The organism is Clostridium hominis, from assembly GCF_014287825.1.
In the GTDB taxonomy this organism is placed as follows: Bacteria; Bacillota; Clostridia; order Clostridiales; family Clostridiaceae; genus Clostridium; species Clostridium hominis.
Genome location: NZ_JACOOO010000001.1, coordinates 136,932 through 156,210, shown reverse-complemented (window position 1 = coordinate 156,210; position 19,279 = coordinate 136,932). Strand labels below are relative to the sequence as shown.

At 29.8% G+C, this 19,279-nt stretch carries 22 protein-coding genes; 2 read left to right on the top strand and 20 right to left on the bottom strand.

Features of this window, described 5'->3' with window-relative positions:
- Positions 1–9: 9 nt before the first annotated feature.
- From H8S20_RS00775 to H8S20_RS00755, 5 genes are all read right to left on the bottom strand, one after another.
- Positions 10–405, bottom strand: a complete 396-nt coding sequence (locus H8S20_RS00775) for a DUF2871 domain-containing protein (RefSeq protein WP_032119014.1) — start codon at positions 403–405, stop codon at positions 10–12.
- A 152-nt stretch (positions 406–557) separates the two neighbouring features.
- Positions 558–959: a hypothetical protein gene (locus H8S20_RS00770; protein WP_032119015.1), complete on the bottom strand. Its 402-nt coding sequence runs from the start codon at positions 957–959 to the stop codon at positions 558–560.
- Between the two features lie 31 nt (positions 960–990).
- A complete protein-coding gene (gene ymfI, locus H8S20_RS00765) occupies positions 991–1,734 on the bottom strand; it encodes an elongation factor P 5-aminopentanone reductase (RefSeq protein WP_032119016.1) in 744 nt (247 codons plus the stop codon).
- Between the two features lie 89 nt (positions 1,735–1,823).
- The gene (locus H8S20_RS00760; protein ID WP_032119017.1) at positions 1,824–2,753 is read right to left on the bottom strand and encodes a dipeptidase; all 930 of its coding nucleotides are present in this window, start codon (positions 2,751–2,753) and stop codon (positions 1,824–1,826) included.
- A gap of 7 nt (positions 2,754–2,760) precedes the next feature.
- Positions 2,761–3,711, bottom strand: coding sequence for a metallophosphoesterase (locus tag H8S20_RS00755; protein WP_186859038.1), 951 nt, complete (start codon positions 3,709–3,711; stop codon positions 2,761–2,763).
- Positions 3,712–3,865: 154 nt separating this feature from the next.
- On the opposite strand from H8S20_RS00755, the gene H8S20_RS00750 reads away from it, so the two are divergent.
- Entirely contained in the window at positions 3,866–5,023 is a 1,158-nt protein-coding gene (locus tag H8S20_RS00750; protein WP_032119019.1) for an amidase domain-containing protein, read from the top strand.
- 32 nt (positions 5,024–5,055) lie between these two features.
- On the opposite strand, the gene H8S20_RS00745 is transcribed toward H8S20_RS00750, so the two are convergent.
- The 3 genes from H8S20_RS00745 to H8S20_RS00735 form a co-directional block, all read right to left on the bottom strand.
- Positions 5,056–5,259 carry a heavy-metal-associated domain-containing protein gene (locus H8S20_RS00745; RefSeq protein ID WP_032119020.1) on the bottom strand — a complete coding sequence of 68 codons (204 nt, stop codon included), beginning with the start codon at positions 5,257–5,259 and terminating at the stop codon, positions 5,056–5,058.
- Positions 5,260–5,323: 64 nt separating this feature from the next.
- On the bottom strand, positions 5,324–7,423 hold the full coding sequence (locus H8S20_RS00740; RefSeq protein ID WP_186859037.1) for a sodium-translocating pyrophosphatase: 2,100 nt from the start codon (positions 7,421–7,423) through the stop codon (positions 5,324–5,326).
- A 136-nt stretch (positions 7,424–7,559) separates the two neighbouring features.
- Positions 7,560–7,715: a hypothetical protein gene (locus H8S20_RS00735; RefSeq protein ID WP_096902915.1), complete on the bottom strand. Its 156-nt coding sequence runs from the start codon at positions 7,713–7,715 to the stop codon at positions 7,560–7,562.
- Between the two features lie 378 nt (positions 7,716–8,093).
- On the opposite strand from H8S20_RS00735, the gene H8S20_RS00730 reads away from it, so the two are divergent.
- Positions 8,094–8,252, top strand: coding sequence for a hypothetical protein (locus H8S20_RS00730; RefSeq protein ID WP_186859036.1), 159 nt, complete (start codon positions 8,094–8,096; stop codon positions 8,250–8,252).
- Between the two features lie 45 nt (positions 8,253–8,297).
- On the opposite strand, the gene H8S20_RS00725 is transcribed toward H8S20_RS00730, so the two are convergent.
- The 12 genes from H8S20_RS00725 to H8S20_RS00670 form a co-directional block, all read right to left on the bottom strand.
- Positions 8,298–10,250, bottom strand: coding sequence for a YgiQ family radical SAM protein (locus H8S20_RS00725; protein ID WP_032119022.1), 1,953 nt, complete (start codon positions 10,248–10,250; stop codon positions 8,298–8,300).
- A gap of 284 nt (positions 10,251–10,534) precedes the next feature.
- The gene (locus H8S20_RS00720) at positions 10,535–11,047 is read right to left on the bottom strand and encodes an AmiS/UreI family transporter (RefSeq protein ID WP_032119023.1); all 513 of its coding nucleotides are present in this window, start codon (positions 11,045–11,047) and stop codon (positions 10,535–10,537) included.
- Between the two features lie 37 nt (positions 11,048–11,084).
- Entirely contained in the window at positions 11,085–12,287 is a 1,203-nt protein-coding gene (locus H8S20_RS00715; RefSeq protein ID WP_032119024.1) for an ammonium transporter, read from the bottom strand.
- Between the two features lie 50 nt (positions 12,288–12,337).
- Complete coding sequence (locus tag H8S20_RS00710) at positions 12,338–13,180, bottom strand: urease accessory protein UreD (protein WP_042281806.1); 843 nt, start codon at positions 13,178–13,180, stop codon at positions 12,338–12,340.
- 1 nt (position 13,181) lies between these two features.
- Positions 13,182–13,793 (bottom strand): urease accessory protein UreG, encoded by a 612-nt coding sequence (gene ureG, locus H8S20_RS00705; protein ID WP_032119025.1) that lies wholly within the window; start codon positions 13,791–13,793, stop codon positions 13,182–13,184.
- A 38-nt stretch (positions 13,794–13,831) separates the two neighbouring features.
- Positions 13,832–14,440 carry an urease accessory protein UreF gene (locus H8S20_RS00700; RefSeq protein WP_243177451.1) on the bottom strand — a complete coding sequence of 203 codons (609 nt, stop codon included), beginning with the start codon at positions 14,438–14,440 and terminating at the stop codon, positions 13,832–13,834.
- Between the two features lie 82 nt (positions 14,441–14,522).
- Positions 14,523–14,999, bottom strand: a complete 477-nt coding sequence (locus tag H8S20_RS00695) for an urease accessory protein UreE (RefSeq protein ID WP_032119027.1) — start codon at positions 14,997–14,999, stop codon at positions 14,523–14,525.
- 19 nt (positions 15,000–15,018) lie between these two features.
- The gene (gene ureC / locus H8S20_RS00690; protein WP_032119028.1) at positions 15,019–16,734 is read right to left on the bottom strand and encodes an urease subunit alpha; all 1,716 of its coding nucleotides are present in this window, start codon (positions 16,732–16,734) and stop codon (positions 15,019–15,021) included.
- Complete coding sequence (gene ureB, locus H8S20_RS00685) at positions 16,734–17,069, bottom strand: urease subunit beta (RefSeq protein WP_032119029.1); 336 nt, start codon at positions 17,067–17,069, stop codon at positions 16,734–16,736. Before ureB ends, ureC begins: the two co-directional genes overlap by 1 nt.
- Positions 17,070–17,080: 11 nt before the next feature.
- The gene (locus tag H8S20_RS00680) at positions 17,081–17,383 is read right to left on the bottom strand and encodes an urease subunit gamma (RefSeq protein ID WP_032119030.1); all 303 of its coding nucleotides are present in this window, start codon (positions 17,381–17,383) and stop codon (positions 17,081–17,083) included.
- Between the two features lie 95 nt (positions 17,384–17,478).
- Positions 17,479–18,192: a carbonic anhydrase gene (locus tag H8S20_RS00675; RefSeq protein WP_032119031.1), complete on the bottom strand. Its 714-nt coding sequence runs from the start codon at positions 18,190–18,192 to the stop codon at positions 17,479–17,481.
- A gap of 194 nt (positions 18,193–18,386) precedes the next feature.
- On the bottom strand, positions 18,387–19,277 hold the full coding sequence (locus H8S20_RS00670; protein WP_051986909.1) for an ATP-binding cassette domain-containing protein: 891 nt from the start codon (positions 19,275–19,277) through the stop codon (positions 18,387–18,389).
- Positions 19,278–19,279 lie beyond the last annotated feature (2 nt).

Sequence of the window (19,279 nt, the reverse complement as noted above, 5' to 3'; positions counted from 1 at the left end):
GCTTATTTTTTATTTTATCTTTTTATATAATATAGTAGCAAACCAAATTAATGATACTCCAAGCATAGCATGAGCTAATCCAGCAATATGACTTAAACCTGCAAAATCACTACCATTAACTTGTAGTATCCCTCTAACTAAAAGTGTTACTAACACAAATACTAAAGATACGTTATAAAGTGTTAACCATACTTTATATGCTTTAGCTTTTGATATTTCAAAAAGCTTGTCTAATATAAGAACTACTAAAAAGAATATAAAACCTAAAATTAGTGCATGTCCATGTAATGCGCTTAATGTCGTTCTATCTGTAAAATTATTAAACTTAGTAAACTCTCTAAAAAATACTCCCAATGCTAATCCTAATGCTAAATAAAAAACTGAAAAATTTACATACTTTCTCATAAAAAAACCTCCAACAAATAATTTTTATCTTCTAATATATATTATTATAAAAAGAAGAATTTTTCAATACTTTCAAAAAAAATAGTTTGCATTGGAACCATTTTTTTTTGTTTTATAATATAAAAAAGGAGCTTTTAAAGCTCCTTTTTTCTTTAAATTCTACTTATCTTTTTAAATATTATTTCCTTTTTGACTTCTTTAGTTTCAACATCTATTTGAATTTTAAATATATTAGGGCAACCTTCTTCTCTCCACTTTTTCATATATTTAGGAGTTATTTCAAAGGAATAAAAATATCTTTCATCATAGAAGTCTGAAAACTCTAAATATTCAACCTTACTATATCTATCTATTTTTATATTCTCTTTATCAAAGTTATTAAAAATAGGGGTAAAAAACCTTAGGGGTATTTCATATTTAAACATGCCCTTTATTTCTTTTCCTTCCATTATAGCTCTTTTTAAAAATCTTACTTCTTTTTCCTCTAATTCCTTATATCCTAATTTAAATATAGGTTCTCCTCTTTTATTTTTGTCTATTTTTATCTTTATCATACGTTTCCACCATCTTAATACTAAATATTATTTATATAATTCCACCATCTACTCTTATTATTTGTCCTGTTAAATACTTACAATTATCATCACATAAAAAAGATACAGCTTTTGCAATTTCATCACAATCACCAAAACGACCTTGTGGTATTTCCTCGATTAACGAATTCTTTTCATCTTTATCTAAAAAATTATTCATCTCTGTATTTATTACCCCTGGTGCTACAGCATTAACTCTTATTCCAAAAGGTGCAACTTCCTTAGATAATGCTTTAGTAAATAAATTTATACCACCTTTAGATGATGAATAAACTACTTCACAGGATGCTCCAACTTCTCCCCAGATAGAAGATATGTTAATTATATTCCCACTTCCTCTTGAAATCATGTTGGTTACTGCATATTTTGATAAATACATTGCACCTAATAAGTTGGTATTTATTAATTCCTCAATATCTTCATCTTCACAATCCATTAGTAATCCAACTTTAGACCTACCTGCGTTATTCACTAATATATCAACCTTACCGAATGTCTTTATAACATCTTGAATTAATTCTTTACAATTTATAGCCTTTGAAATGTCTTTTATATATATTTTCCCATAGCCACCATTAGATATTATTTCATCTAATGTTTTCTTTGCACCTTCTACATCCTTTGAACAATTAATTGCTATACTTGCTCCTTGCTTACTTAATTCAAGAGCTATAGCTCTTCCAATCCCTCTTGAAGCTCCAGTAACTAATATAACTTTTCCTGTTAGTTTTTCCATAAAATTTACCACCATCTTTTAGTTTCATACTTTAATTCCAACTTTATTTTACTATTAAAGAAATATAAAGTAAATTCTTTAAATATCTTTTATTTAAGTACATCCTTAAATACTCTTAATGCATTTTTACTAAATATTTTTTCTATCTCACTTTCTTTATATCCTCTATATTTCAACCTATCGGCTAATAACCCAATCTCTCCTATATTTTTAATTTCCACTTCATTCCCAATTCCATCAAAGTCACTCCCTATTGCAATTACATCTATTCCCCCAACATTTTTTATATGGTCAATATGGATAATCATGTCATCTAATTTTGATATTTCAGATTCTCCTAGAAAATTACTACAGAAATTTATCCCCATTACTCCTCCCTTTTCTGATAACTTTTTAATCATATTATCAGTAAGATTCCTAGGATGACATTTTATAGCTCTAGCGTTAGAATGTGATGCAATAAAAGGCTTTTTACATATTTCTAATACATCAAAAAAACCCTTATCTGATAAATGTGATACGTCAGGTATTATTCCTACTCTCTCCATTTCAGCTACGATTTCTCTACCACATTGGGTTAACCCCTTGTCTTTATAAATAAAATCTATATTAGGATATCCTATCTTATTAGGAAAATTCCAAGTTAATGTAATGATTCTAATACCTAAATCATATATATTTTTTACTCTTTCAACTTTTCCTTCAAGAACTTCTCCCTCTTCTATAGATAAAAATGCTCCTATTTTCCCTTCCTTATTAGCATTTTCTAGCTCCTCTACATTAGTTACTATATTAATACTTTCTTTATTGTCACCTAATTCCTTCAAAAAGTTTCTATGCATAGCTAAAAATTCTTCATAAGGATTTTTACATTTATCCATTTCTATAAAGTGAGCAAATACTTGTCCATAAGCCCCTGCTTTCTTTAACTTTTTTATATCTACAGAAAATTCATTTTTGTTTAACCTTCCACCTTCATAATATAATCTACTAGCTGTATCACAATGTAAATCAATCATTAACTCATTACCTCTTCTTTCTACTATTTTCTTTGTTAACTCGTAGCCTTTCTTCTTTAGCCCATGATAAATAAGTTGAAATTTTTCTCGGTCCTCCGATAATCTTCCTTTTTACCCATAGTATACCTGAATCTTGTGCATCTACGCTCCATTTTATTAATGTTATATCCCCATTTTCTATTTCTATGGATGTCATTGCATATGGTAATATACAGCATCCATCATTAAAGTATGGTGGTTCAAACTCACCTGGAAATCTACTATTGTGAGTATGCCCACATAATAGCATCTTTCCATTATCCCTAGCCCACCTTTGTAGGTCCAAATCAACCCTTGTCCTTCTTGTTTTATTTTTAGCTGAACTTGACGGATCTCTAAACCCTGCAATTCCAAACATAAATTTCCAAATATATCTTACTAGAAATCTACTTATAAACCACAGTTCTTTGTTTAAAAAGTCCATCTGATTTCCATGAGTTACCAGAATTTTTTCATCTAATGGTGTATATAACATATTTAATCCTGGATAAAACTTTATATCTTCTATAAACTTTAAAAATTCTCTTCCGTAATCTGCACCTATCTTTCTTAAGCTTTTCTCTTGAGTATCTTTAAAATTTTTATTTCCTTTTATTATATCATGATTACCATAAATCATATAAATTTTGTCTTTTTTCTTATATTTATTAAATATCCTAAATACCTCTTCATATGTATACGCTATTTCATTATAGTTCTTATTCTCCCATAATTCATCACCATCACCAACTTCAATATATGTGAATCCATTTCGTAAATAATACTTTAATGCAGTAATATATATATTAGCATTAGGTAACAATGAATCAAAATAAGTTCCATCACCTCTATGAACATCTGATATAAAAACTAACTTAGATGAATCATCGAAAGGTATAGTTAATGCATTGTCATATAAATAGTCTAGTGTATTTCTCATAAATACTCCTTACTAAAAATTCCTTTTTATATCCTATGTCTGAATTTCTTTAAAGGTTATTTAAAAAACTTCATAAAAAATTATTACTACATATAAAAAAACAAATTTGAGCAAACTATCATTATAATTTTTTTTATAAAAAGGAGGACTAGGTGTGTATCGTAATAGCTTTAGTCTTAAGATTATAATAGTTCTTTTCTTAGCAATTAATAATATTCATACTATTTGTTTTGCTACCCCTTTATCAAAAGATGATTTAGCTGTAATGAAAGAAGAAATAATAGCTTTAAAAAATAATACAGACGAAACTGATGAGCTAAAAAATCAATTTCAATCCTTATTAGAAAACTTATTTTTAAATAGAAACTCTGCTATATTATCTAAAGATACTGAGGGATTAAAAGAGTTTTACGATTTAACAAAAAAAGTTGGGCAATGGGCATATGAAAATGAAACTACAAAAATTCAATATTTTTCAAACTGGTCCGAAAAACAAGGTGCTAAGTTTGATAGAATTAATTCAATTTTAAAAGTTAAGAAAGTAAAAGAAAAAGAGACTAATCTCTTTGGCGTAATATGTTATGTATCTACTGAATTCTATTATAGTTATTTAGATTCGCCATCAGAACAGAATAGATTTAAGCTAGGTACTTATCATTATTTAAACTTAAGAAAAGAAGGAGATCGCTATATAATAACAAAAGAATGGTATACTGATCCACTAGCTGATTCTTTAACCCTTGAAAACATTAAATCTGATGAGATAAAAGAATATATATTATCTTGTAAAGCACCCGACTTTACTATTGATGAACGTTGTCAAAAAGCTATAGATTACGCTCACACATATTGTGGTGTTTCTGATAATGAAGAGTTTCTATTTAAATATAATCCAAGTTATAGGAACTTTAATCCTGAAGGTGGAGATTGCGCAAACTTTGCCTCTCAAATTCTTTACGAAGGTGGAGGTTTCAAAAAAAATGATTATTGGAATTATAATAAAGGTGATGCAACAAAAGCTTGGGTAAATGCACAAGGATTTAAGAATTATATTGTAGGAAGTGGAAGAGGCTCTTATATAGCTAAAGGTAACTATCAAGAGACATACAAATCAGCATTTCAATTGAGACCTGGTGACATAGTAGCTTATGAAAAGAAAGGTCGTATAACACATATTTCTACAGTAACAGGACTTGACTCAAAAGGATATCCTCTAGTTACTTGCCACAATACAGATAGATTGTTAGTGCCTTACGATCTAGGATGGAGTAATAAAAACATAAAATTTCATTTTATAGATATATACTATTAAAAAAGGAGCATATTATGCTCCTTTAATATTTATTATTCAATTGAAAAACCAGTTTGTTCAATACAATTTCTTATATCTGTTTCAGTGACACTATCATTAAATCCTACTTCTATACTACTTCTTCCAAGGTCAACACATACTTCTTGAATACCTTCTATCTTGTCTAATGCATTTTTTATTTGTGTCTTAGTAGAGTTATTTAATAAGCCTGTAACATTGTAATGTACTCTATCCATACTTTTTCTCCTTTCTTAGGTTACTCAAGAATAGTATAAGCAAAACAAATAAATATTATGAATTTTAAAATAATGAAAATGTTACAACTACTAACCCGAATACAATTGAAACTACTGACATTAGTTTAATTAATATATTTAAAGCTGGTCCAGATGTATCTTTAAAAGGATCTCCTACTGTATCTCCTACAACTGCTGCTTTATGCGCTTCAGAGCCTTTTCCTCCAAAATTTCCTGCTTCAATATACTTTTTAGCATTATCCCAAGCTCCACCTGAGTTTGCCATCATAACTGCAAGCACAAATCCTGCCACTGTTGCACCACATAATAATCCTGCTACGCCATTAGGACCTAAAATTAAACCAACTATAATAGGTGTCGCCACAGCTATAGCTGCAATCTTAACTAATTCATGTAGTGCTGACTTTGTGCATATATCAACACATGCTGCATAATCTGGTTCCGCTTTACCCTCCATAAGTCCTTTTATCTCTTTAAATTGACGCCTTACTTCAACAACAATCTTGCTCGCAGCCTTTCCTACTGCACTCATTGTAAATGCAGAGAATGCATAAGTAACTGCACCACCTATAAAGATACCTATTAAAACTTGCGGATTTAATATAGATAAATCAAAAGTAAAATCTAAATTATTTTTTATAGCTAAAGATTCGATGGAGTCTTTATATGCAGCTATAAAAGCTAATGCTGTCAATGCAGCAGAACCTATAGCAAATCCTTTCCCTGTTGCAGCTGTAGTATTTCCTAAAGAATCTAAAGCATCAGTCCTATTTCTGACCTCTTTATCTAAACCAGCCATTTCCGCTATACCTCCAGCATTATCTGCCACCGGTCCATATGCATCTGTAGCTAATGTTATACCTAAAGTCGATAGCATACCTACAGCTGATATTGCTATACCATAAAGTCCTTGATTGAAATTATTTAATCCTCCAGCACAAATATAACTAACTAAAATAGATATACTTACTATAATTACAGGACAGGCTGTAGATAACATTCCTACAGATAATCCGTTTATAATTACTGTGGCCGGACCTGTTTCAGAAGCTTTTGCAATAGACTTTGTAGGATTGTAATGATCACTAGTAAAATATTCAGTGAAAAAACCAATTAATAACCCTGCTACAAGTCCACTTAGAATAGCAAAATATACTCCTATATGTTCTTTTCCAAGAACATTAACAACTATAAAGTATGAAACTATTGCAATTATTATTGATGAAAAATATACTCCTCTTCTTAATGCTCCTAACAATACTTTTTGAGATACATCTTCTTTAGACTTAACAAAAAATGTACCTATAATAGACGCTATAATACCAACTGATGCAACAACCAAAGGTACTGTCACTCCATTTATAGATAGTCCTGCTGATACAGCTAATGCACAAGAAGAAACTATAGAACCAACATATGATTCATAAAGATCAGCACCCATTCCTGCAACATCTCCAACATTATCACCAACGTTATCTGCTATAACTGCTGGATTTCTTGGATCATCTTCTGGTATTCCTATTTCTACTTTACCTACTAAATCTGCCCCTACGTCTGCAGCTTTAGTAAATATTCCTCCACCAACTCTTGCAAACAAAGCCATTGAAGAGGCACCCATTCCAAAAGTTAATAAAGATGAAGTAATATATCCTACTCTTTCAGCCATAGGCAACGCTTTATAATACCAATTCAAAATATAATACCATATACTTAAATCTAGTAGTGCAAGTCCAACCACAACTAGTCCCATTACCGCACCACTAGAAAAAGCAACTTTTAAACCACTATTTAGACTTTTACTACATGCATTAGCAGTTCTAGAATTTGCATTAGTAGCTATTTTCATACCTAAATATCCACTAAGTCCTGAAAAGAATCCTCCTGTAATAAATGCAAAAGGAACAAAAATTGAAACAAAATTAAATTGAGCTAATATAAATAGAATAATAAACATTCCTATAAAAAAGTACGATACTCCTTTATATTGTCTTTTGAGGTATGCATTAGCCCCACTTCTTATACTATTAGCTATATACTTCATCTTGTCTGTACCCTCATCAACCTTAAATATAATACGAGTAAAATATACAGCAAAAAGTAATGCTAGCGTAGCTCCTACAGGCGCAAAAACTACTAAATTCATATTTATCTCTCCTCAAATATTCTTTTATATAATAATATGAGAAGTTTTTTTATTATAGAATATATATTTTTTTATTATGTTAATAGATATTATATTTTTACTAAATATAAAAAGTCCCATTTAGGGACTTTCTATATTAAAAACCTCTTTTTTTAGCCTCTACTCCACTTTCATTTAACTCTGGTTCTTCTATTGTAGTATTAAAGCTACTCTTAGCATATTGATTTTGAGTTTTTGTTCCATTTCTTAAAAAATTATCTTTTGTGTAATCTCTTCTATTATTATTTTTCATATCTTTCTCCTTCTTTAAACTTTTTCTTTTTTTGAATATTATTTAGCATAATGGTAAATATAAATAGTGAAAAAAATACATATAAATTTAAAAATGAGTATCTATTTGATCTCTTTGTATTCTCTTAAGATCCTTGAGTCTTAGATGAGTTTCATTCATTATGTCATCCCAAGGCTCACCATCTATTATCATTTTTTTGCAACTGTATTTGATAAGGCTATATCTATTTTTTTTCTTTCCATATTTACATTCCTCCTTAAAAGTATTGTTATTATTATTGTGCTATTTTTAAAAATAATTATGCCTTGTTATTTTAGTCATAAATCTCCTTTTACTTAATATAATGTAATGTAATGTTATTAAAAGGAGAGATGAAAAATGAGTAAACAAAGAAGAGGTAAGTATATTAAAACTATTCCTGGCTGGAGAGGTACTTGTCCATTATGCGGAAGAAAAAGAGTAAAACTAGTTTGGACAAAAAAAGGAGAGGATGGTAAAACCTTTAATATATGTAAATTATGTTCAATTAAAAATTAACTATAAAAAAAGTTTACAGATTTAATCTGTAAACTTTTTTAATTTTTATCTTCTTTTCTTAGATTTTTCTCTTCCTCTACTCAGCTCTTTACCTTGACGCTTTGAATCATTTTTATTATTTTTTCTATTACTTGATGATCTATTTTTGTTAGAAGAGCTTGATTTTTTTCTTACTAATCCATGAGCTTCTTTATATCTTTGTTCTTTTGATTTTATTAGACATTTTGGACCATTACCAATTAAATCTTCTCTACCAGCCTGCATTAATGCGTCATAAACTATATTATAATTTTTAGGTTTACTAAATTGTAATAATGCTCTTTGCATAGCTTTTTCTTCTTTAGTTTTTGGAACATAAACTTCTTTCATAGTTATCGGATCTAATCCAGTGTAAAACATAGTTGTAGATAATGTTCCTGGTGTTGGGTAAAAATCTTGAACTTGTTCTGGTTGATATTTAATATCTCTCAAATACTCTGCAAGTTTTATAGCTTCTTTTAATGTACTACCTGGATGGCTAGACATTAAGTATGGTATAATATACTGTTTCTTACCTAATCTCTCGGTAATTCTAAAGAATTTTTGTCTAAATTCCTCATAAGTTTTTCCTGCCGGTTTACCCATATGCTTTAAAACTTCTTCAGATACATGTTCAGGTGCAACCTTTAATTGACCACTTACATGATGTTCAACTAACTCCTTAAAGAATGTATCATCTTTATCTGCCATAACATAATCATATCTAATCCCTGAACGTACAAAAACTTTTTTAACTTTAGGTAATTTTCTTACTGATCTTAATACATCTAGAAATTCCTTATGGTCAATCTCTAAATTTTTACATGGACTCGGACTTAAACACTGCTTTACTTTACATGCTCCTATTGTTAGCTGATGCTTACATGCTGGTTTTCTAAAGTTAGCTGTTGGTCCGCCAACATCATGTATATATCCTTTAAAATCTTTCATTTCTGTCATTTCTTTAGCTTCTTTTACTATAGAATCTTTACTTCTACTTTCAACAGCTCTCCCTTGATGGAATGTAATTGCACAGAAGGAGCAGTTTCCAAAGCATCCTCTTGAACTCATAATACTAAACTTAACCTCTTCTAAAGCTGGTATTCCACCTGCTTCTTCATAGGATGGATGATATTGCTTCGTAAATGGAAGGTCATATACAGCATCTAACTCTTCTCTATTTAATATAACCTCAGGTTTATTTACTACTAAGAATTTATCTCCTTGATCTTGAACTATAGTTCTTCCTCTCATAGGATCTTGTTCTTGATAAGTAACTTTAAAGGCTTCACAATATTTAATCTTATCTGTAGATACTTCTTTAAATGAAGGAATAACTATATGTTCTTCATAAACTTCATCCAAGTGGTCTACTAAGTAACATGTTCCTGGAACATGTCTTATATACTTAGCGTCAAACCCTTCGTTTAAGCATCTCGCTACTTCAACTATTTGCTTTTCACTCATTCCATAAATTAAAAGGTCTGCTCCACTATCAGTCAAAATAGATTTTCTTACTTTATCAGACCAGTAATCATAATGGGCAAATCTTCTTAAACTCGCTTCTACTCCACCAATACAGATATTTATATTTTTATAAGCTTCTCTTATTTTATTACAATAAACTATAGTAGCTCTATCTGGTCTAAGTCCCATCTGTCCACCTGGAGAATATAAATCTTTTTCCCTTAATCTTTTACTTACTGTATAATGGTTAACCATTGAATCCATATTACCTGCATTTACCAAAAATCCTAAACGAGGTCTTCCAAGCTTCATAAAGTCCTCTGTACTATGCCAATCAGGTTGAGGAATTATTCCAACTTTATATCCCTCGTGTTCTAAAACTCTCGAAATTATAGCTGTTCCAAAACTATGATGATCTACGTATGCATCTCCAGTTACTATAATGAAGTCACACTGTTCCCATCCTCTTTCTATCATATCTTCTTTACTTATAGGTAAGAATTTATTTTCCATATTATCACATCTTTCATTTTCTTTTATTTATATTAAAGTTTTATTCTTTATAATTCGACATCTATTAATATAACATCTTATTCTATTATTGTTAATACTTCATATCAAATTACCATAATATTTATTTTTAATATTATTCTTCCCTATAACATACTTTTTCTAACATATAGTTATATTACCTTTTACATTAATGAATTATATTTTGTTTAATATAAATATATCTAAAAAAAACTTTCAAAAAAAGATTGTTGCAGTTCTGCAACAATCTCTTTAAAGATATAATTTTACTTAGGATACATATTGATTAATAACAAAAATCCTGGTATCCACGCAGTAAATATCCCATCAAAAACTGATAAATATCCTACAAATTTACCTAAATCCTTTTTCATTACTAATTCTATAAATCCTGTTAACCATAGTAATCCCCATAACAACCAGATAAATATCCAATAAATATTCCCTATTGTAAAATCAATAAATTTTAATGTACTACCATCTATAAATGCTAATGGTACTGTATTTATTGCTACAAATAAACAATACCAACCATATAATCTTCCATCCAAATTAAAGATTCCTCTTGCAGCAATATAAAGATATGTAAATCCAAATAATAAACCTGTTCCAGCAGCAAAATAATTCCCTTGAATTACAGCTACTATATTTAATATAAAAGATAACATACCTGTAAATACATTAAATACTGATGCTGATTTTGCGTCTACATTTGAAAGTCTACCTACTCCATTAAGAATAAGAACAACTCCAACATATATTAAAACTACTCCTAGCATTTTTCTCCTCCTCTATTTTTAACCATCAATTCTTTAATTAATCTGGTTTAGTCTCATAGCTTTCCTTAAAGAATTCTTGGTCTAATCCTTTTAATTGAATTTCTTCACTTACTTTTATAGACTTAGTACTATCTACTACTTTAAATATAATAAATGTCATTAATACTGAATAAACAATTATTATTCCACAACCTAATAATTGAATTAGAAATTGATTTATTCCGGCAGAAACTCCATTAACTCTTGGATCCGCCAATACACCAACTAATAATGTACCAATAAATCCACCCATTCCATGAACTCCCCATACATCAAGAGCATCGTCCCATTTTTTTCTTTCAAATTCTACACAAAAGAAGCATACAACCGCAGCTATTGCACCAATTAATACAGCACTTAATGGTCCTACGTATCCTGATGCCGGTGTTATTGTAGCTAATCCTGCAACTGCCCCTATAATTATCTCTAAAAAAGATGCTCTTTTACTATGCATTGCATATAGTATTGCCCAAACTACCATTCCTGTAGCTCCTGCAATTCCTGTATTAGTAAATACTATTGCTGCTGTTTCAGCCGCAGCTAAAGTTCCACCTGCATTAAATCCAAACCATCCAAATAGTAATAGTCCAGCTCCAATTGCAACTAATCCTAAGTTAAATGGCCCGTGTTCATTTTTGTATTTTCTTTCACCTAGAACGTAAATTCCACCTAAGCACCCAAATCCTGATGTTATATGAATTACTGCTCCTCCCGCAAAATCAACAAATCCTAACTTACTTAAGAATCCTCCTCCCCATACCCAGTGAGCAACAGGGAAGTAAATTACTATCATCCAAAGTATTAAAATTTTTATCCATCCACTTATTGTTAATCTATTTGCAAATGCCCCTGTCATTAAAGGTGCTGTTATTATAGCAAACATTAATTGATACATAAAAAACATTAAGAATGGTATATTATTGCTATAATTTAGATTAATCATATATGTAATATCTTTAAATGCAAAATATTGTAAAGGATTTCCGATAACTCCTCCAATATCATCACCAAATACTAAGCTAAATCCTCCAAACACCCATAACAATGTCACTATTCCTATTGAAATAAATATTTGAAACATTATAGTTAAGGCATTTTTTCTTTCAACTAATCCGCCATAAAAAAATGCTAAACCTGGTGTCATAATTAAAACAAGTGTTGTAGCTAAAATAATAAAAGCTACATCGCCATGAATAATCATAAAATTCACTCCTTTTTAGTTTATCCTTTGTTCTTTTAAGATAATAATCTTTAGTATTTTCTCATAACTAAATCCTTAGAGCCTAGAAAGTTTTTACGTACATAATTATGACAAACACTCATGGCAAACTCTATATTTTGTGTTAAATTACCTAATACTCTAAGTACAAATCCATTTACCTCTAATTCTGAAATTCCAAAATCTATTGGTAATTCAATTTTTTCTAACTCTTTTCTTAATTCTTCAATAACATTACTAGTAATATTTTTATTAATAATAAGTAATGTTCCAAAGTTTAAATACTCCTCAAAAAATCCTAATTTTGTTACATCATTCTCCCTAGGATTAACTATTAAATTATCTAATAATACTATTTTATTATTAATATAAACATTACTCTTCAATTGAACCTTGTTATAAGTAAATTTATCTCCTTCAGGTGACCATCCTGCTGTAATACCATCACTATAAATAAGCGTAGAACTGTCATCTAAATAAATATCATTAACCTGCTTATATATAGCATTTTTATATAAAATTACTGTATCAGCTATATATTCTAAAACACTATTTTTACCTAACTCAATAGTTGTCTCTTGAGTTACTTTATTACCATGTTCACACTTATAAACCTTAGTTGATGCTTGTGTAGTAATTATTGCACGTGCGTTATCTTTAAGTTTAAATACATTTTTGTATTTTTCTCCTTCAATATACCCTCCGCCAAGCTGTAATAAATAGTATGTTGGTATTTTTTCTCTATCATTTCTTATATTTGCAGATACTTTTACTAGTCCTTCATAGTATTTTTTTGAAGTTATCGTTCTGTTATCTTTCTGCTCTAATACTAATTCAATAGCACCGGCATATTCACTTTTTACTCTTTGTTCCATTTTAAGAAATACCCTCTAATAAGCAATTTTTCTTTATCCAATTTATTACTTCATTGATTCCTTCATCTGTTTTTAGGTTAGTAAACATAAAACTATTCTCGGATCTAAAAGCTAATGTATCTTTTCTCATAATATCTAGGTCTGCTCCAACATATGGTGCTAAATCTATCTTATTTATAACAAACAAATCACTCTTTATCATTCCTTGACCGGCTTTTCTTGGAATTTTTTCTCCTTGAGCTACATCAATTATGTATATTGAAAAATCGACCAAATCCGGGCTAAAGGTAGCAGCTAAATTATCTCCACCACTTTCTAAAAATATAATATCTAAATCATCAAATCTATTTTTTAACTCTTCAAGCGCCTCAAAATTCATTGACGCATCCTCTCTTATTGCTGTGTGCGGACAACCTCCTGTTTCAACTCCTATTACTCTATCCTCAGATAAAACAGAGTTTTTAACCATAAATTTAGCATCTTCTTTTGTATATATATCATTTGTTATTACTGCACAACTATAATCTTTACTCATTACTCTTGTTAATCTCTCGATAAGTAGTGTTTTTCCACTACCTACTGGTCCCCCAACACCTATAACAACTGGCTTCATATTTTCAACACCCTTTCGTTTTTTATTTATTTATCTAACTATGACATGAATAATCTAAATTCCATAGTTTCATGTTTTATTTGAGATAATTCTAATCCTGGACTATTAGCTCCAAAATCGTCATAATCTAAGTTCATCACTTTTTCATAAAGGCTAACAAACTCTTCACTAAAGTTTTTTAGAAGAATCTGCCCATCTTTCTGTCCTAAGGGAATAGTTCTTACAGCATTACTTATTAATGTAGAAATTGTGCTATACATATGATAAATTATTGCTTCTTTTAAATTAAAGTTTAGAGAATACATCAGCATACCAAAAACTAATGCTGGATGCCCAAATACTTCTTTTTTTCTTATCTTTTTATCATAATCTTTTAATAAGTCCAAATCATATAAATCCATAAACAATTTAATCATTCTACTTGCTACTAACTTTCCCCCATTACGACTTTCTTTAGCTACAGTTTGAACAGTAATTAATCGATCTAATTCATATATAGATTCCATATCATTTTCCTCTAAAAAATCATACAGTAATCTTATAGCTAAACCATCAGTATAAACAAATTGTTCTTTTAAATAAACGTCAAGCCAATTATTAAAAGTATTTGTATCATATACCTTTTTCAGTCTTAGATAAGTCTCCATTCCGTAAGAATGATTAAAAGAACCTACTGGAAAGTTAGAGTCACATATTTGGATTACTCTCAGATGCTTTAATATATTATTATCAATTTGCATGTGCATGAGTATGTGTATGTGTGTGTCCAAACTCAACATGTCTGAACGCTTTCTCAAGTTTCAAGTTTTCTCTAGAATAATTAATCTTATCTCTTTTTAACTCTTCCTCTACTAATGCATCATATTGTATAATCATTTTTCCATCATTAAACTGAGCTTGTAAATGTCGATTACCTAAAGAATGTGCAATTATACCCATTTCTGTAATATCATTAGGTTTTATAACTAAAACGTCATCACCTTTAACTTTTATTACTACAAGGTTTTTTCCATCATTTAAAAGTATATCTCCATCTTTTAATTCTTCGCTTTTATCTAAAGTAATTCCGTATTCATTGTTATGATCTGATGATACTCTTAAGATCCTTTTTAAGGTATCATCACTATTTATAAATATCTTTTCAATATGATAATTATTTAAATTATCAATATCGCTTATATTCCCTTTTATTTGGTTAAAGATCATATAACTCTCTCCTTAAAAATTAATATAGGAAGTATCTTTGTGCTAATGGCAACTCAGTTGCTGGTTCACAAGTAACTAATTCACCATCAACAGTAACATCATAAGTTTGTGGATCTACTCTAATTTCTGGAGTAGCATCATTTAACTTCATATCTTTCTTAGTCAAATTTCTAATTCCACTAACTGGTAGTATAGTCTTTTGTAAACCTAATTCTTCCTTTATTCCATGCTCATAAGCATAAGTAGATACAAAAGTTATACATGTTGGAAATTGTGCTTTTCCAAATGCTGCATAACAATCTCTATATACTACAGGTTGACATGTTGGAATAGAAGCATTAGCATCTCCTATAATACCTCTCATTGCCATTCCACCTTTAATTATTAGATGTGGCTTAACACCAAAGTAAGGTGGTTCCCAAAGAACTAAATCTGCAAATTTTCCAACTTCAACTGAGCCAATATATTTATCCATACCTTGTGCAATAGCAGGATTTATTGTATATTTTGCAACATATCTTCTAACTCTGTTATTATCGCTATATTCACTATCATTAGGGAATGTTCCTCTTTGCTTTTTCATCTTTGAAGCAGTTTGCCATGTTCTTGTAACAACTTCTCCGATTCTTCCCATTGCTAATGTATCTGAACTCATAATACTGAATATACCCATATCTTGGAATATATCTTCTGCTGCTATTGTTTGATGTCTAATTCTTGAGTCAGCAAATGCTATATCTTCAGGAACTTTTGCATCTAAATGGTGACAAACCATAAGCATATCTAAATGTTCTGCAATTGTATTTACAGTATAAGGTTTAGTTGGGTTCGTAGATGCAGGTAATATGTTAACTTGTGATGCAACCTTCATTAAGTCTGGTGCGTGACCTCCACCTGCTCCTTCAGTATGATATGTATGTATTACTCTACCAGCAATTGCTTGAATTGTATGTTCAACAAATCCACCTTCATTTAAAGTATCACTATGAAGTGCAACTTGAGTATCATATTTTTCAGCAGTTTCTAGAGCATAATTAATAGCAGATCTTGTAGCTCCCCAGTCTTCATGAACTTTTAACCCAACTGCTCCAGCTTCAATTTGTTCTGCATTTACATCTATATTAGCTCCGCTTCCTTTTCCTAGTAAACCTACATTTACAGGCCATCCTTCGGCAGATTTTAACATTTGCTTAATATTCCATGGTCCAGGTGTTGAAGTAACAGCATTAGTACCATCTATTGGTCCTGTCCCTCCACCAACTAATGTAGTTATCCCATTTTCTAGAGCAACCTCAGCACAACCTGGATGAATATAGTGAACGTGAGTATCAATTCCACCAGCTGTTAAAATTCTTCCTTCACCAGCTAATGCTTCTGTTCCAACGCCTACTACGAAATCTACATCATCCATAGTATCTGGGTTACCACCCTTACCTATAGCAAGAATCTTTCCATCTTTAATTCCTATATCAGCTTTATAAATACCAGTATAGTCAACTATTGTAGCCCCAGTAATTATTAAATCTGCAACTTCTGGATTTTTACTAGTTTGGGTTGCATTTTGTCCCATACCATCTCTTAAAGTTTTTCCGCCACCAAACTTACATTCATTTCCATATCCAGTGTAATCTTTCTCAATTTTTATAAAAAGGTCAGTATCTCCAAGTCTTATACTATCTCCTTCTGTTGGTCCAAATAATTCTGCATATCTATGTCTATCAATTTCGAAACTCATTACTTTTCACCACTCCCTTTTGACATTCCATCTAAGAATCCATCACACATATTTCTTATGCCATAAACCCTTCTATATCCACCTATATTAATTAAGTTAACTTCTTTCTTATCTCCAGGTTCAAATCTCACAGCAGTTCCTGAAGGTATATCTAATCTTTTACCCCATGATGCTTTTCTATCAAATGCTAAAGCATCATTAACTTCATAAAAATGATAGTGAGAACCTATTTGTACTGGTCTATCTCCAGTATTAACAACTTCTAAAGTTATCGCTTCCTTACCTTCGTTGTATAAAATATTTCCTTCTTTTATTTTTAATTCTCCAGGTACCATACTTTACCTCCTTATTGTATTGGATCATGTACTGTAACTAGTTTAGTTCCATCAGGGAATGTACATTCAACTTGAACTGCATGTATCATCTCTGGAACACCTTCCATTACATCATCTCTTTTTAATATTGTTGTACCATATTGCATTAAATGCTCAACAGTTTTTCCTTCTCTAGCACCCTCTAACATTTCATCTGTTATTATTGCCATAGCTTCTGGATAATTAAGTTTTAATCCTTTGCTTTTTCTTTTTCTTGCTACATCTGCAGCAACAGAAATCATTAACTTTTCTTGCTCTCTAATAGTTAAATGCAAAATAATTTCCTCCTTTTTTCTTTCTATTGTATAAATTTCAAATAAATTTATTACATATGAGTTATTTTTCCAAAGATATATTTTTTTATTCATTTTTATTTATTAAAGGTTACTTTTCCATTAAAATCATAATAGGCTCCAATTACCTTTACTTTTCCTTGAGCTATAAGATTTTTTATTATCTCATCTTCAGATATCTCTTTAACTACAGCATTGATATTATTATGAATTGCATCATCAATAGTTCCACTTGAATTTACACTAGGCTCTATTTTTTCAACAATATCTTCTATATGTCCTTTTACTTCCTCTCCTTTAACAACTTTGTTATAAGTTGCAGTTACTGCCCCACAGCTCTGATGGCCTATCACAACTATCAAAGGACTATGTAAATGTTCTGCTCCATATTCTATAGATCCTAAAGCATCATCATCAACCACATTTCCAGCTATTCTTATATCAAATATTTCACCAAGACCAGCATTAAATATAGTAGTTGGAGTTACTCTTGAATCTGAACATGATACTATAACAGCATAGGGGCTTTGCCCTTCTTTTAATTCATCTCTTCTTTCTGAATTAACATTTCTCAATTCGCTTTTATCATTTAAAAATCTCTCATTTCCATCTTCAAGCATCTTTAATGCTTCATCAGCGCTTGTTACAGATGTATCAACTGTGGTGTTTTGTACTGTGGCCTGATTATTATTGGATATTTGCTCGTTAGTCTTTGTTGTTGCTCCATTGTTAGAGCACCCTGCAACTAACATTGCTCCTATAATAAATGTCATTATTAATTTTTTCTTCATACTACTTCTCCTTCTCTTAATAAATCTAATTAAAATATTTTAATATATATGCTAAATATAATATTAGCTAAATATTAGCAACTTATTCATCTAAGTATTTAACCTTTGTATCTCATTAGTATAAAAATAAAAATCAAGAGGTTTAACGAAAAATATTTCTGTTAACCCTCTTGATTAAAATAATTACTTTAAAATTACATATATACGAAATGATCTTTTTTAATTTTTTTCCACTGCATCCCATCTTTTATATAATCCTTATACTCTGATATATTATCCCATATCACTTCAAGATTACTAGAGTTTATCTCTGGTATTAAAATAGAATCTAATAATGATTTTGTATATGGATGAATAGGATTATTGTAAAGTTCTTCTGTTTCTGCAAGTTCAACAATTTTCCCATTATATATTACTGCTATTCTATCACTAATATATCTAACCATTGATAAATCATGAGAAATAAATAAACAAGTAAAACTTCCTTTATTTTTTAATGCTTTAAATAAATTTATTATCTGTGCTTGCATCAATACGTCTAAAGAAGCTATTGGTTCATCTGCTATAACAAACTCTGGATTTGTAGAAAGTGCTCTTGCTATAGCAACTCTCTGCCTTTGTCCTCCTGAGAAATCATATGGATATTTATCTATAAACTCTTTATCTAATCCTACTAATTTCATCATCTCATAAACTATTTTATCTTTATCTTTTTTATCTTTATATATTTTTTTGATATTTAAAGGTTCTGCTATTATTTCACCTATTTTCATTCTTGAATTTAATGAAGAAGTAGAATCTTGAAAAATAAACTGTATATTACCGCTTACTATTCTTTTTTGCAACTTTCTATTACTACTTATATTAATTCCTTTATAAATTATCTTCCCATCAGTAATTTTATTAATTCCCACAATACTTTTACCTAAAGTAGATTTACCACATCCTGATTCTCCAACTAATCCTAAAACTTCACCTTCGCGTATTTCTATAGAAATATCATCTATAGCCTTTATTATCTTATTTTTATTCAACCTAAAGTATTGTTTTAAGTTTTTTATCTCTAATATATTTTTATTTTCCATTA

Bases quoted from the DNA above. Each gene is read 5' to 3' on its own strand.
- H8S20_RS00775 (WP_032119014.1), bottom strand. From the start codon at position 405: ATGAGAAAGTATGTAAATTTTTCAGTTTTTTATTTAGCATTAGGATTA.
- H8S20_RS00770 (WP_032119015.1), bottom strand. From the start codon at position 959: ATGATAAAGATAAAAATAGACAAAAATAAAAGAGGAGAACCTATATTT.
- ymfI (WP_032119016.1), bottom strand. From the start codon at position 1,734: ATGGAAAAACTAACAGGAAAAGTTATATTAGTTACTGGAGCTTCAAGA.
- H8S20_RS00760 (WP_032119017.1), bottom strand. From the start codon at position 2,753: ATGATTGATTTACATTGTGATACAGCTAGTAGATTATATTATGAAGGT.
- H8S20_RS00755 (WP_186859038.1), bottom strand. From the start codon at position 3,711: ATGAGAAATACACTAGACTATTTATATGACAATGCATTAACTATACCT.
- H8S20_RS00745 (WP_032119020.1), bottom strand. From the start codon at position 5,259: ATGGATAGAGTACATTACAATGTTACAGGCTTATTAAATAACTCTACT.
- H8S20_RS00740 (WP_186859037.1), bottom strand. From the start codon at position 7,423: ATGAATTTAGTAGTTTTTGCGCCTGTAGGAGCTACGCTAGCATTACTT.
- H8S20_RS00735 (WP_096902915.1), bottom strand. From the start codon at position 7,715: ATGAAAAATAATAATAGAAGAGATTACACAAAAGATAATTTTTTAAGA.
- H8S20_RS00730 (WP_186859036.1), top strand. From the start codon at position 8,094: ATGAGTAAACAAAGAAGAGGTAAGTATATTAAAACTATTCCTGGCTGG.
- H8S20_RS00725 (WP_032119022.1), bottom strand. From the start codon at position 10,250: ATGGAAAATAAATTCTTACCTATAAGTAAAGAAGATATGATAGAAAGA.
- H8S20_RS00720 (WP_032119023.1), bottom strand. From the start codon at position 11,047: ATGCTAGGAGTAGTTTTAATATATGTTGGAGTTGTTCTTATTCTTAAT.
- H8S20_RS00715 (WP_032119024.1), bottom strand. From the start codon at position 12,287: ATGATTATTCATGGCGATGTAGCTTTTATTATTTTAGCTACAACACTT.
- H8S20_RS00710 (WP_042281806.1), bottom strand. From the start codon at position 13,180: ATGGAACAAAGAGTAAAAAGTGAATATGCCGGTGCTATTGAATTAGTA.
- ureG (WP_032119025.1), bottom strand. From the start codon at position 13,793: ATGAAGCCAGTTGTTATAGGTGTTGGGGGACCAGTAGGTAGTGGAAAA.
- H8S20_RS00700 (WP_243177451.1), bottom strand. From the start codon at position 14,440: ATGGAGACTTATCTAAGACTGAAAAAGGTATATGATACAAATACTTTT.
- H8S20_RS00695 (WP_032119027.1), bottom strand. From the start codon at position 14,999: ATGATCTTTAACCAAATAAAAGGGAATATAAGCGATATTGATAATTTA.
- ureC (WP_032119028.1), bottom strand. From the start codon at position 16,734: ATGAGTTTCGAAATTGATAGACATAGATATGCAGAATTATTTGGACCA.
- ureB (WP_032119029.1), bottom strand. From the start codon at position 17,069: ATGGTACCTGGAGAATTAAAAATAAAAGAAGGAAATATTTTATACAAC.
- H8S20_RS00675 (WP_032119031.1), bottom strand. From the start codon at position 18,192: ATGAAGAAAAAATTAATAATGACATTTATTATAGGAGCAATGTTAGTT.
- H8S20_RS00670 (WP_051986909.1), bottom strand. From the start codon at position 19,277: ATGGAAAATAAAAATATATTAGAGATAAAAAACTTAAAACAATACTTT.